At 56.7% G+C, this 12,587-nt stretch carries 12 protein-coding genes; 10 read left to right on the forward strand and 2 right to left on the reverse strand.

Going from position 1 to position 12,587, the window contains the following annotated elements; genetic code table 11:
* The first annotated feature begins 111 nt into the window (after positions 1-111).
* Positions 112-2,142, forward strand: a complete 2,031-nt coding sequence (locus tag RCI20_RS04160; protein WP_306603299.1) for a diguanylate cyclase domain-containing protein — start codon at positions 112-114, stop codon at positions 2,140-2,142.
* A gap of 128 nt (positions 2,143-2,270) precedes the next feature.
* Here RCI20_RS04160 and narL read toward each other — a convergent pair whose 3' ends face one another.
* Together narL and RCI20_RS04170 are read right to left on the reverse strand one after the other, a co-directional pair.
* The gene (gene narL, locus RCI20_RS04165; protein ID WP_306603300.1) at positions 2,271-2,915 is read right to left on the reverse strand and encodes a two-component system response regulator NarL; all 645 of its coding nucleotides are present in this window, start codon (positions 2,913-2,915) and stop codon (positions 2,271-2,273) included.
* A gap of 10 nt (positions 2,916-2,925) precedes the next feature.
* Positions 2,926-4,794, reverse strand: coding sequence for a HAMP domain-containing protein (locus RCI20_RS04170; protein WP_306603301.1), 1,869 nt, complete (start codon positions 4,792-4,794; stop codon positions 2,926-2,928).
* Between the two features lie 223 nt (positions 4,795-5,017).
* On the opposite strand from RCI20_RS04170, the gene napF reads away from it, so the two are divergent.
* The 9 genes from napF to RCI20_RS04215 all read left to right on the forward strand — a co-directional run bounded on the left by napF (position 5,018) and on the right by RCI20_RS04215 (position 12,492).
* A complete protein-coding gene (gene napF, locus RCI20_RS04175; protein ID WP_373691473.1) occupies positions 5,018-5,554 on the forward strand; it encodes a ferredoxin-type protein NapF in 537 nt (178 codons plus the stop codon).
* A complete protein-coding gene (locus RCI20_RS04180) occupies positions 5,551-5,802 on the forward strand; it encodes a chaperone NapD (RefSeq protein ID WP_306603303.1) in 252 nt (83 codons plus the stop codon). The genes napF and RCI20_RS04180 overlap by 4 nt, the downstream gene beginning before the upstream one ends.
* Positions 5,803-5,804: 2 nt before the next feature.
* A complete protein-coding gene (gene napA, locus RCI20_RS04185) occupies positions 5,805-8,378 on the forward strand; it encodes a nitrate reductase catalytic subunit NapA (protein ID WP_306603304.1) in 2,574 nt (857 codons plus the stop codon).
* Between the two features lie 37 nt (positions 8,379-8,415).
* Positions 8,416-9,261 carry a ferredoxin-type protein NapG gene (gene napG, locus RCI20_RS04190; protein WP_306603305.1) on the forward strand — a complete coding sequence of 282 codons (846 nt, stop codon included), beginning with the start codon at positions 8,416-8,418 and terminating at the stop codon, positions 9,259-9,261.
* Entirely contained in the window at positions 9,258-10,130 is an 873-nt protein-coding gene (gene napH / locus RCI20_RS04195; RefSeq protein WP_306603306.1) for a quinol dehydrogenase ferredoxin subunit NapH, read from the forward strand. Before napG ends, napH begins: the two co-directional genes overlap by 4 nt.
* Positions 10,127-10,588 carry a nitrate reductase cytochrome c-type subunit gene (locus RCI20_RS04200; protein WP_306603307.1) on the forward strand — a complete coding sequence of 154 codons (462 nt, stop codon included), beginning with the start codon at positions 10,127-10,129 and terminating at the stop codon, positions 10,586-10,588. Before napH ends, RCI20_RS04200 begins: the two co-directional genes overlap by 4 nt.
* An 18-nt stretch (positions 10,589-10,606) precedes the next feature.
* Positions 10,607-11,245 (forward strand): NapC/NirT family cytochrome c, encoded by a 639-nt coding sequence (locus RCI20_RS04205; protein WP_373691482.1) that lies wholly within the window; start codon positions 10,607-10,609, stop codon positions 11,243-11,245.
* Positions 11,246-11,484: 239 nt separating this feature from the next.
* A complete protein-coding gene (locus tag RCI20_RS04210; RefSeq protein WP_306603309.1) occupies positions 11,485-11,841 on the forward strand; it encodes a c-type cytochrome in 357 nt (118 codons plus the stop codon).
* 42 nt (positions 11,842-11,883) lie between these two features.
* A complete protein-coding gene (locus RCI20_RS04215; RefSeq protein WP_306603310.1) occupies positions 11,884-12,492 on the forward strand; it encodes a NapC/NirT family cytochrome c in 609 nt (202 codons plus the stop codon).
* The last annotated feature ends 95 nt before the right edge of the window (positions 12,493-12,587 follow it).

A 12,587-nucleotide genomic window follows, 5' to 3' on the forward strand; every position in this document is an offset into this window, starting at 1 on the left:
GGCGAGTTCTTTCCTCTCGTGTTTTGAGAGCGAGCGAGAGCCTTGTCGTGTGTCTTCCGGGTAAGCTGCCACAGCCCAAAAACACGTGAATTCTGCGGTCGACCGTAAAAATTGATCAAAACTCCCAAGTTTTTTCTATTCAGCCTTTGTTTTCTGGGGCTTTGCCTGTTCAGCCTGAATGCACGGGCGTTGGAACCGGTTTCGCTGGAGTTGCGCTGGTTCCACCAGTTCCAGTTTGCCGGCTATTACGCAGCACTGGAAAAAGGTTTTTACCGCGATGCCGGGCTGGATGTGACCCTCAAGGAGGGCGGGCCGGGGGCCAATCCGGTGCAAGGGGTGCTGGCCGGGCGAAGCGAGTTTGGCATCGCGTTGTCCAGCCTGGTCGTCAATTATCTGAAAGGCGACCCGGTACTGATGCTCGGTCCGATTTTCCAGCATTCGCCGAATATCCTGCTGGTGCGTGGGCACGACAAGCGTCTGATTGATTTGGTACTGCCGCAAGCACAGCCGATTGCCGTGATGGGGGCGGATCAGGACGTCGATCTGAAAAGCATGTTCATCAACGAAGGCATCGCGGTGGACCGGCTGCGTCTGGTGGCCGATGTAAACCATCTTGAAGACTTGAAAAACAATCGGGTGGCGGCTCTCAATGCCTATGTTTCCAACGAGCCTTATCTGCTTGATCGCTCCAATGTGCCTTATACGATTCTCAAGCCGTCGACCTATGGCCTGGATTTCTATGGCGATGTGTTGTTTACCCGTCAGGATTTGGAAAAGGAAAAGCCACAGCTTGTTGCCGCGTTTTACGCGGCATCGAAGCGTGGCTGGGAATACGCCTTGGCCTATCCCGAAGAAATCGCCGATTTGATCGTTCAGCGCTACAACACGCAGGGCAAATCACGCGATCATCTGCTTTATGAAGCGCAGGCATTGCATGAGTTGATCAACCCGGAAGTCATCGAGATCGGTCACAACAATCCGGCGCGCTGGCGGCATATCGCCAGAACTTACGCCAGATTTGGTTTGGTCAATGCCGAGCAGTCGCTCGATAACTTTTTCTATGCTCCCGAGCGCCAGGTTGATCTCACATGGGTGTATTGGTTACTTGCCAGCTTTGCCGGGGCGACTCTTGTGATTGGCAGCATCGCCTTCTATATCCATCGCGCCAATCGCCGGTTGGCCGTGGCGATTGCCGAAATAACCCGAACCGAGGAAGCGCTCAAGAAAAGCGAAGAATGGCACCGCATTGTATTTGAGACTTCGCCATCGGCCGGCATTGTCTGGCAGCCCGGATTCATCGTTATTGCCTGGAATCGACAGGCAGAAGCGCTGTTCGGTTGGCGACGCGAAGAGGTCATTGGCCGGCCATACGACCAATTCTTGATGCCAGAAAGCGAAAAACTGGATTTTCTGCCCCGGCTTTATTGTGAATCAGGCGAGAACGGGCCTCAGTTGCTACCACATAGCATCAACAGCAATTTGACTCGCGATGGCCGGACGATTACTTGTGAATGGTTCAACTCCTGGTTGCCGGAACGTCCTGGCGAGCCTCGCTACATCATCTCGCTTGCTACCGATATCACCGAGCGCCAGCGTCTCGAAGAACAGATTCATCATCTGGCTTTCTACGACCCGCTGACCTCCTTACCCAATCGTCGCCTGCTCAACGACCGCTTCGAACTGGTTGTGGCCGGTGCGCGTCGTAATGAGCAGCATGGCGCCTTGCTGTTCATCGATCTCGATAATTTCAAGCCGCTCAACGACCAGTATGGCCATGAGGCTGGTGACCAACTGCTGATTGATGTCGCTCGCCGGCTGCAAGACGGACTGCGCGGCTGCGATACTGTTGCCCGTTTTGGTGGTGATGAATTCATTGTGCTGCTGGGGGGACTCAATGCCGAGCGACCGAAGGCCATGTTGGAAGCTGAAGCCATCGCAGACAAGCTGCTTGAATATTTGACGCGGCCTTATGTGGTGAAGAACGAGCTTGGCAAACTCTTCGAACACTGCTGCTCGGCCAGTATTGGCATTGCCGTGTTCAATGCTCAGTCAACGGCTGACGAAATCATTCGTCGTGCTGATAACGCCATGTACAAGGCCAAGGAAAGCGGCCGACAACAGTGCTGTACTGCATTGGTCTGACAGGTCGGCTTACAAAAAGCAGGGCGGTTTGACGGCGTCCACTTGTTATCAGTTGTGGAGGCTTTTTTGCGGTCGCCTCCGGGGCAACTGCTGTTTTTATAGTCTCGCAGCAACAGGCGTTCTTCCGTTCAACCCAGATGCTGCCCAACCGCCCAGACTGCCGCCTCAACCCGCGAACGGAATTTCAGTTTTTTCAGCAGGTTGCGGATGTGTACTTTGACGGTGCTTTCCATGATGTCGAGTTCGCGGGCGATCAACTTGTTCGACATGCCGGCGGCCAGGCATTTCAGGATGCCTGTTTCGCGTTCCGTCAAATTGGCGTGATTGCGGTTGTCGACCACGCTTTCCTGGCGCAGGGCGCTGGCCAGCAGGCTGGTCAGTTCCGGGCTGATGGCGTGTTGGCCCTGCATGGCGCTGCAGATCAGTTGCAGGATGTTGGCCGGGTCGTTGTCTTTCAGGATGTAGCCATCCGAGCCGGCACGAATGGCGGCGACCAGATCGTCGGGTGCGTTGGACACGGTCAGGATGATGATGCGTGCATCGATATCCATGTCGCGCATGGTGCGCAGCGTTTCCAGTCCGTTGATCCCTTTCATGTTCAAGTCGAGCAGGATCAGGTCGGGATCGAGCGATTTCGCCAGGTCGATTCCTTCCTGGCCGCTGGCGGCCTCGCCAACCACGCTGAAACCCGGTGCCAATTCAAGTAATTGGCAGACGCCTCGCCGGAACAGGGGGTGGTCGTCAATGACCAGGACGCGGGTGGTATCGGGCATGGGATGAGTCTCACTGAGTGGCATGACTGTATTTTTGCGGCAGGAAGCACAGCGTGATGGTGGTGCCAATACTCGGTGTGCTCTGGATATCCAGTGTGCCCTTAAGGATTAGCGAACGGTCACGCATGATACTCGTCCCGAAATGATCGGTTGGTGTCTGTGCCGGATCAAAGCCCCGGCCATCATCCGAAATGCGCACACAAACCGTGTGTTCCGCATCAACGGCAATGTCCACGCGGGCAGTGCTTGCATCGGCATGGCGTTCGATGTTCGACAGCCCTTCACGGATGATCCGGATGACATGCATTTCTTCATTGGCCGACAGGGCGATGCCCGACAGGTTGTTACTGAGTTGCACCGGGAAGCCCAGCTTTTCTGAAAACTCGCTGATGGTTTCCTGCAGCGCGGCATTGAAGCCGCGTTCGTCGATGCGCAGGCGGAAGGTGGTGATCAATTCGCGCAGTTCGCGGTAGGCTGCATTGAGGCCGCTTTTCAATTCGTCGGCGATAGCCCGCGCATCGCGTCCCTGGTCGATCGAAAGCTCCAGGCGGGCGACCTGGATTTTCAGGTAGCTGAGCGATTGGGCAATCGAGTCGTGCAACTCGCGGGCAATGACCGAGCGTTCCTCGAGTACCGCCAAGCGATGTTTTTCCTCGGCCCGGCGCATGTTCGCCAGCGCGTTGGAAACATGGTGGCCGACCGTTTCGATGATGCGAGCTTTCTCGCGCGGCAGCGGCGTATCGTTTTTCAGGAAAATGGGCAGCGTGCCGCGCAAGTTGTCGCTACCGCCAACTCCGCTGCTGCCGATAGGTACAACGATGACAGGCTGACTTTCGGCTTGGCTGTTGAGCGATAGTTCGGCTCGGGCAAAACATTGCCCGCAGTCCTGTTGACCGCACCAGGCGTGTTGTTCCGCCGTGGAAAAATTGCCGATGACCGGATGCGCCGGCAACTGACCGTTTTCACTGATGCAGATCATGCTGTGTCCCAGTTCCAGCGCTTCCTCGATGTCATGCAATACCGCCTGTACCTTGTCCAGCGTCAGATCGCTGGCCGAGAGCTGCTGGCTGGTCCGGTAGAGTAGTTCGAAGGACTGGTTGCTGCGGGTGAGTTCGCGGGTCTTTTCATCGACCTTGTCTTCGAGGTGTGCGTACATGTTGGCAATTTCGGCCACCATGCTGTTGAAGGCTCGTCCCAGTTGGCCCAGTTCATCGCTGCTGACGTGCTGGACGCGTACGGTAAACGATCCCTGCGAAACCGATTTTGCCGCCTTGAGCAATTGCGCCAATGGTTGCACCAGTTGCTGGCGCAGCATCCAGGTAGTGATCAGACTGACCAGGATGATGATGGCGAGCAGGACAAACTGCGTCGCGCGCAGCCAGCGGATTTTTTGCTCCAGATCCTCTTCGATCAGGCGCACGACTTGGTCGATCTGGGCTACGAAGGCCGGAATATCCTGTGCCATCTGAATTTGTGCATCCGACTGTCCCTCGATGGCGGCACGGGCCAACGGGCGAATGTGTTCGGTCCAGCGTTCGGTTACGACGCGAATGGCTTCGGCAGAAACGGAATTGCCTGCAGCTTTGGTCAGGATGAAACGATCCAGTCCATGCAGCCGACGTTCGAACTGTTCAATGGTGTCCAGCGCCAGATGACGTTTTTCCACCTGCTGGATTTCGCTCAGGGTGCGAAAACTCATCATGCGCAGGGAACCGGATACGTTGATGGCACTGGCCTGGCCGCTGATGTTTTCAGCAATCACCGTCGAAATGACGATGGAGGCAAAGGAGAGCAGGGCGAGGATGCCCATGGCCAGCCCCAGCCTGACCAGAACCGAGTCATGCAGGCTTTGCGAGATGGAGAGGAGAAAGCGTTTCATGAGGTGAAATGCGGATTACCCCTTGGGGTATTCGGGGTATTCGGTGCGATGTGCATAACAATAGTGTTTTTTTGCATGAGACTGATTTTACGGGAAAAAGCATTTTTAACCCGTTGCTTCGATCTACCTATTTGGAGGTAGTTTTGCCATCTCTTCGTGCATTTGTATGGGTGTCATTCGGCACTTGGTGCGCCTAATATGCGTCGCAGATCAACCTTAATGAATGACGAACGTGCAACTTTCCCGCCGCGCTTTTTTTGGTGCAGCCCGACCAGGCCAGGGAGAAGTCGTCCGTCCGCCTTGGGCACTGCCCGAGCGTGAGTTTCAGGATGCTTGCACCCGTTGCAATGCCTGTGTCGACATTTGTCCGACCGGACTGCTGGTCAAAGGCGCCGGTGCTTATCCGGAAGCCGATTTCACCCCTGGCCGGGCGCCTGCCGGCTGCACTTTCTGTGGCGATTGCCTGACGGCCTGCAAGGATATGGCCTTGCGCCAGGAGCCGGAACAGGCTCCTTGGGCCTTGCACGCGGTTTTTACTGCGGACTGCCTGGCTACCCAGAATGTTGTTTGCCGGACCTGTGGCGAATCCTGCGAAGTCAGCGCCATCCGTTTCCCTCCCATGCTTGGCGGTGTGGCCAAGCCGCTGCTTGACGAATCCGCCTGTACCGGTTGCGGTGCTTGTCTTGCCGACTGCCCGACACTGGCCATCCGTATTACCCCATCGACCTTTCCATCATTTGCCCTTCGAGGTGCCGCATGAAGATCGTCAGTCTCGTTCTGAAATATTTGCCCGAGCATACCCAAGACGTCCAGCAGGGCGTTGAAGCCGTGCCGGGCGCCTCTGTCGCCCACGATCAAGGCGACGGGCGAATGCTTGTCCTGATCGAAGACGGCGAGGGGTATGCCGTTTCCGATTCCATCATTCAGGTCCATCACGTGCCGCATGTCATGTCGGTGACCCTGGCTTACGAATACTGCGACGACGCGCTTGAACTCGAGGAGGCTTGACCATGACCATGAATCGCCGTGATTTCCTTAAAACCCAGGCTGTAGCTGCGGCTGCTGCGACAGCCGGGTTTCCACTGACTGCCAATGCCGCTCCGCCGGCAACTGGCGCGACCGATGTCCGTTGGGACAAGGCAGCCTGCCGCTTCTGCGGTACCGGTTGTTCAGTCCTGGTCGGCGTCCAGAATGGCCGCATCGTGGCCACCCAGGGTGACCCGGATGCACCGGTCAACCGTGGCCTGAACTGCATCAAGGGCTATTTCCTGTCGAAGATCCAGTATGGCGCAGATCGTCTGACCAAGCCGCTGCTGCGTATGAAGGATGGTAAGTACGACAAGAACGGTGAATTCCAGCCGATCTCCTGGAAACAGGCGTTCGACATCATGGAAGAAAAGTGGAAAGCCGCGCTCAAGGATGACATGAAGGCCAATGCCGGCAAGCCGGTCAATGAAATGATGTCCTCCATCGGCATGTTCGGCTCCGGTCAATGGACGATCTGGGAAGGCTACGCTGCCGTCAAGCTGTGGAAGGCCGGTTTCCGTTCCAACAATCTCGATCCCAATGCCCGCCACTGCATGGCCTCGGCCGTGACCGGCTTCATGCGTACTTTCGGTATCGACGAGCCGATGGGCTGTTACGACGATATCGAGAATGCCGACGCCTTCGTGCTGTGGGGCTCGAACATGGCCGAAATGCACCCGATCCTGTGGTCGCGCATTACCGATCGTCGTTTGACGCATACGACTGCCGAAGTTCATGTGCTGTCCACCTTCGAACATCGCAGCTTCGAGCTGGCCGACAACGGCATGATCTTCTCGCCGCAAACCGATCTGGCCATCCTGAATTACATCTGCAACCACATCATCCAGAGTGGCAAGGTGAATCAGGACTTCGTCAAGAAGCACGTCAATTTCAAGATGGGCGAAACCGATATCGGTTTCGGCCTGCGCCCGGCCCATGCACTCGAAAAGGATGCCAAGGCCAATGGTTACAACGGGGCCGACGGCAAGCCGAAGACCAACCCGAACGATGCGAAGCCGATTACCTTCGACGAGTTCAAGAAGTTCGTTTCCGAATACACCCTGGAAAAGACCGCCAAGCTGTCTGGCGTGCCGGCCGAACGCCTGAAGCGGATGGCTGAACTGTATGCCGATCCGAAGAAAAAGGTGGTCAGCTTCTGGACCATGGGCTTCAACCAGCACACCCGTGGTACCTGGGTGAACAACATGATTTACAACGTGCATCTGCTGGTCGGCAAGATTTCCACGCCGGGCAGCGGTCCGTTCTCGCTGACCGGCCAGCCGTCAGCCTGCGGCACCGCGCGCGAGGTCGGTACTTTCGCGCATCGTCTGCCGGCCGACATGGTGGTGATGAATCCAGCACATCGCAAGTTGACCGAAGAAATCTGGCAACTGCCGGAAGGCACGCTGAACGCCAAGATCGGTTTCCACGCCGTGTTGCAGAGCCGCATGCTGAAGGATGGCAAGCTCAAGTGTTACTGGACGACCACGACCAACAACATGCAGGCTGGTCCGAACGTTAATGAAGAAATCTACCCAGGCTGGCGCAATCCTGCTGCCTTCGTGGTGGTTTCCGATGTCTATCCGACCGTTTCGGCCATGGCCGCCGACCTGGTGCTGCCGTCCGCCATGTGGACCGAGAAGGAAGGGGCTTTCGGCAATGCCGAGCGGCGTACCCAGTTCTGGCGCCAGCAGGTTGCGGCACCGGGCGAGGCCAAGTCCGACTTGTGGCAGTACATCGAGTTTTCCAAGCGTTTCAAGGTCGAAGAAGTCTGGCCGGCCGAACTGATCGCCAAGAAGCCGGAATACAAGGGCAAGACCTTGTTCGACATCCTGTACAAGAATGGTGCGGTCAACAAGTTCCCGCTGAGCGATCTGGAAAAGACCAACGGTCACGCGATCAAGGGCTATACCAACGACGAATCGAAGGAACTCGGTTTCTATCTGCAGAAGGGCTTGTTCGAGGAATACGCGGCTTTCGGTCGCGGTCATGGTCACGATCTGGCAGCCTTCGACGTCTATCACAAGGCACGCGGCTTGCGCTGGCCGGTGGTCGATGGCAAGGAAACGCTGTGGCGCTTCCGTGAGGGCTTCGATCCTTATGTCAAGGCGGGTGAAGATTTCAGCTTCTACGGCCACAAGGACAAGAAGGCCGTGATCTTTGCGCTGCCTTACCAGAATCCGCCGGAAATGCCGGACAAGGAATTCGACCTGTGGCTCTGTACCGGTCGCGTGCTGGAGCATTGGCATACCGGTTCGATGACCCGTCGCGTCCCGGAATTGCATCGCTCGGTGCCGGAAGCCGTGATGTTCATGCACCCGGAAGATGCCAAGAAACGTGGCATCCAGCGCGGCATGAAGGTCAAGGTTGCATCGCGCCGTGGCGAAATCCAGTTGCGGGTCGAGACCAAGGGCCGCAACAAGCCGCCAATCGGTTTGATCTTCATTCCCTTCTTTGACGAAGGCAAGCTGGTGAACAAGCTGACGCTCGACGCGACTTGTCCGATCTCGAAAGAGACGGACTTCAAGAAGTGCGCCGTCAAGGTCACCCGCGCCTGATCATCAGCCTGAATTCAGCCCATAACGAGCGTTGACCGTGAGCCAGAACCCCACCGCCAAGCCAGAAGGAAATCCCGGCGTGTCGCCCGCCTCGGCGGCACGTCGGAAATTCCTCAACGGTATTGCCGCAGCTGCCGGTGGTGGAGCCATGCTCACGTTCGCTTCGTTGCTGGCGGTTCGCCCGGCCGCTGCCAATCCGGCACAGGCTTTGCGACCGCCGGGGGCGCTGGACGAAGCGGCTTTCCTGTCGGCTTGTGTGCGTTGTGGTTTGTGTGTTCGTGACTGTCCGTACGACACGCTGCTACTGGCACCGATGGGCGGCGGTGTGGCACCGGGTACGCCGTATTTCACGGCACGCAACGTGCCCTGTGAAATGTGCGATGACATTCCCTGTATCAAGGCTTGTCCGACCGGGGCGCTCAATCCGAAGCTGACGGATATTCACGAAGCGAAGATGGGGCTGGCCGTATTGTCCGATCAGGAAACCTGTCTCAACTTCCTCGGCTTGCGTTGCGATGTCTGTTACCGGGTCTGCCCGGTGATCGACAAGGCAATCACGCTGGAGAGTTTGCATAACCCGCGTTCTGACCGGCATGCCATGTTGTTGCCGACGGTGCATTCCGAACATTGCACCGGCTGCGGCAAATGTGAGCGGGCCTGTGTCTTGCCGGTCGCGGCGATCAAGGTCATGCCGGCCAAATTGGCCAAGGGCGCCTTGCCCGAGCATTACCGCAAGGGCTGGGAAGAAAAGTCAAAGCATGGCGGTTCGTTGATTGGCGATCAACTGGAAATGCCGGTGCGGGGGCTTGAAGGTAAAGCCTATGGCGACAGTCGGGTTGATGCGCCTGCCGCCGGTGGTCTGAATTCCGGGTGGAAGCCATGAGCGGCGCACGCAATATCAATCGGCCCGGTCTTGACGCCATTCGCGACAAGGGCTGGCTGGCGGCCAACCGCTATCTGGTTTTGCGCCGGATTTCACAGTTGACCGTGCTATTCCTGTTCCTGAGCGGTCCATGGTTCGGTCTGTGGATTGCCAAGGGCAATCTGGCTTCTTCGCTGACCTTCGGTATCTTGCCGCTGACCGATCCTTACCTGTTCGTGCAGAGCCTGGCTGCCGGCTTCATGCCGGCCGCTTCGGCCCTGATCGGGGCGGCCATTGTCATTGCCTTCTACGCACTGTTTGGTGGTCGTTTGTACTGTGCCTGGGTTTGTCCGGTAAATCCGCTGACCGATCTCGCCGCCTGGCTACGGCGTCGGCTGGGCTTGAAATCCGGCCGGGCACCGGATGGCAATACCCGTTACTGGGTGTTGGCTGGTTCTTTGCTGGCCGCCGCTTTGACCTCGACGCTGGTTTGGGAATGGGTCAATCCGGTCAGCATTGTTCAGCGCAGCCTGATTTTCGGTTTGTCCGGCAGTCTGCTGGTGGTTTTCGCCATCTTCTTTTACGACTTGCTGGTGGCCAGTCGTGGCTGGTGTGGCCACCTCTGTCCGATGGGCGTCTTTTACGGCTTGCTCGGCCAGAAGTCCTTGCTGCGCATTACCGCCGACCAGCGGGGGCGTTGCGATGACTGCATGGACTGTTTTGCCGTTTGCCCGGAACCCCAGGTCATCCGGCCGGCGCTTAAAAAAGCCGGACAGGACAGCCCTCTCATTCTCGACCGCGATTGCACCAATTGCGGCCGCTGTATCGATGTTTGCAATAAACACGTTTTCCACTTTACTCATCGGTTCGATCAAAGGAGCGATTCATGAAAAACAAGAGCCGCCTGTTTACCGCTGCTTTGGCTGCGGCACTTATGGCTACCACCCTCATCTGGACGCCGGTCCAGGCATCCGATGGCGGTCTGAAAACCCTGCGTGGGGCAGCAATCCAGGCACCGGAAACCGAATCGGCGGATCCCTTCAAGGTAATGAAGGACAGCGCGCCGATCGAGCGGGATTATGTCCAGCAACCGCCGCTGATTCCACACAAGACGGATGCCTACACCATCACCATGAAGTACAACAAATGTATGGATTGCCATTCCTGGACGCGTTACAAGGAAACCGGTGCAACCAAGGTTTCGCTGACCCACTTCAAGACCCGTGATGGTCAGGAACTATCCAATATTTCACCGCGTCGTTACTTCTGCCAGCAGTGTCACGTGCCGCAAGTGGATGCCAAGCCATTGGTCGCCAACAAGTTCAAACCGGCTGAAGGCATACGCTAAAACCGCCTGACGGAGAAAATCATGGAAAATAAAAAACCGGCGGGGTTGACCGCAAGAGTGAGGGCCTGGGTGGCGGGTATCGGTGTTTTGACGGTACTTGGGCTGTTCGTGGCCGGCATTCTCTTCTGGGGCGGCTTCAATACAGCGATGGAATGGACCAACCGCGAGGAATTCTGCATTTCGTGTCATGAAATGAAGGATAACGTGTATGCGGAATACCAGAATACGGTGCATTACTCGAATCGTTCCGGCGTCCGTGCGACCTGTCCGGACTGCCACGTGCCGAAGGAATGGGGGCCCAAGATCGTCCGCAAGATTCAGGCTTCCAATGAAGTTTTGCACAAGATTCTGGGGACCATCGATACGCCGGAGAAGTTTGATGCCAAGCGTCTGCAACTGGCTTCCAACGAGTGGAAACGGATGAAGAACAACAACTCTCAGGAGTGCCGTAACTGCCATAACTTCGAATACTTCGATTACGCTGCTCAGGGGCGCCGGAGTTCTGCGACGCACCAGGTGGCATTCAACGAAGGCAAGACTTGTATCGATTGCCACAAGGGTATCGCCCACAAACTGCCGGAGGTTGATCAGTCGATTGGCGCGGTCAATACCGAAGGTGCTGCACCGCAGGTTTTCCACCCGCCGGTAGCTAAATAGGCTGTACAGCAACGCTAGTGGCAGGATGGCGCCGCCAGATGACGAAAGTTGTCTGGCGGCGTTTGTATTGGCCTGTTCTCATCGGTCTTTTGCTTGTCTGACGTGGATTTTTTTTGCTGGCCGGCAAGAGGCGATACAGATCAAGGAATCACACCCGCAGGATGCCCAGAATGATGCCTGCGTCTTGCCGCACTGACATTTCGGGCGGCATTTTCAGGAATGATTCGGAGATCGATAGCATGCAAAAAACCGCCAAAGGATTTGTTGCGAAATTGCTGGCAGGGAGTGCTGCCACGGTGATTGCATTTTCTGCCCAGGCACTGGATGTCGACGCTGCCAAGGATTTGATGAAGCAGAATAAATGCACCCAATGCCATGGCGTTAACAAAGACAAGGATGGTCCGGCGCTACAAAAAATTGCCGCCAAATACAAGGGCAAGGCGGATGGCGAGGCCCGCCTGATCGAGCATCTGACGACTGCCCCGACGGTTAAATTGTCCGATGGCAGCGAAGAGCAGCACAAGGTGGTAAAGACCACGCCGGCGAAGGATTTGGCGCAGGTGAAAAACCTGATCCAGCACATTCTGTCGTTTTGATGGGTATGCAGGATTTTCCGGTATCTGTTTTCCGTGTGCGCCATGACCGTTTCCAGTGAACGCCCGAACCGTTGTCGCCGTTGGTGGGCGGTTTTGCGTCGACCGGCCGCCAGGTATTCCTTGCTGACCTTGCTGCTGGCGGGATTTGTCTCCGGCATTTTGTTCTGGGGCGCCTTCAATACCGGTATGGAGGCGACGAACACGTTATCGTTCTGCATCGGTTGCCACGAAATGCGCGACAACGTTTACGTGGAATACAAGGAAACCATCCATTACCAGAATCGTACCGGGGTGCAGGTGGTTTGTTCGGATTGCCATGTCCCGCGCGACTGGGCCCATAAAATCGTGCGCAAGCTGGAAGCCAGCAAGGAAGTCTGGGGCAAGCTGACCGGGATCATCGATACGCAGGAGAAATTCGAGGCGCGGCGGATGACGATGGCGACGCGTGAGTGGGCACGCATGAAAGCCAGTGATTCGCGTGAGTGCCGAAATTGCCACAGTTTTGATGCGATGAGTGAGGAACTGCAGCGCAAGACGCCGTTCAAGAAGCATATGTCGGCAAAGGCCGAAGGCAAAACTTGTATCGATTGCCACAAGGGAATTGCCCACCGTTTGCCAAAAGAATATGAAGAACCGGAGGACGACGAGTGAGTTTCTGCACCACTCAGGGGCGCGGCCGAGCCTCGTGTTACAAAATTGTGTCGTTCGCCTGTAGTAGAATGTGCCCCAAAATCATAACTACAGCG

The organism is Azonexus sp. (assembly GCF_030824335.1).
Lineage (GTDB): Bacteria > Pseudomonadota > Gammaproteobacteria > Burkholderiales > Rhodocyclaceae > Azonexus.

What these genes read in the sequence shown, in the direction of transcription:
- RCI20_RS04170 (WP_306603301.1), bottom strand. Translation starts at nt 4,794, where the DNA reads ATGAAACGCTTTCTCCTCTCCATCTCGCAAAGCCTGCATGACTCGGTT.
- RCI20_RS04215 (WP_306603310.1), top strand. Translation starts at nt 11,884, where the DNA reads ATGACCGTTTCCAGTGAACGCCCGAACCGTTGTCGCCGTTGGTGGGCG.
- napF (WP_373691473.1), top strand. Translation starts at nt 5,018, where the DNA reads ATGACGAACGTGCAACTTTCCCGCCGCGCTTTTTTTGGTGCAGCCCGA.
- narL (WP_306603300.1), bottom strand. Translation starts at nt 2,915, where the DNA reads ATGCCCGATACCACCCGCGTCCTGGTCATTGACGACCACCCCCTGTTC.
- napA (WP_306603304.1), top strand. Translation starts at nt 5,805, where the DNA reads ATGACCATGAATCGCCGTGATTTCCTTAAAACCCAGGCTGTAGCTGCG.
- RCI20_RS04200 (WP_306603307.1), top strand. Translation starts at nt 10,127, where the DNA reads ATGAAAAACAAGAGCCGCCTGTTTACCGCTGCTTTGGCTGCGGCACTT.
- RCI20_RS04180 (WP_306603303.1), top strand. Translation starts at nt 5,551, where the DNA reads ATGAAGATCGTCAGTCTCGTTCTGAAATATTTGCCCGAGCATACCCAA.
- napH (WP_306603306.1), top strand. Translation starts at nt 9,258, where the DNA reads ATGAGCGGCGCACGCAATATCAATCGGCCCGGTCTTGACGCCATTCGC.
- RCI20_RS04210 (WP_306603309.1), top strand. Translation starts at nt 11,485, where the DNA reads ATGCAAAAAACCGCCAAAGGATTTGTTGCGAAATTGCTGGCAGGGAGT.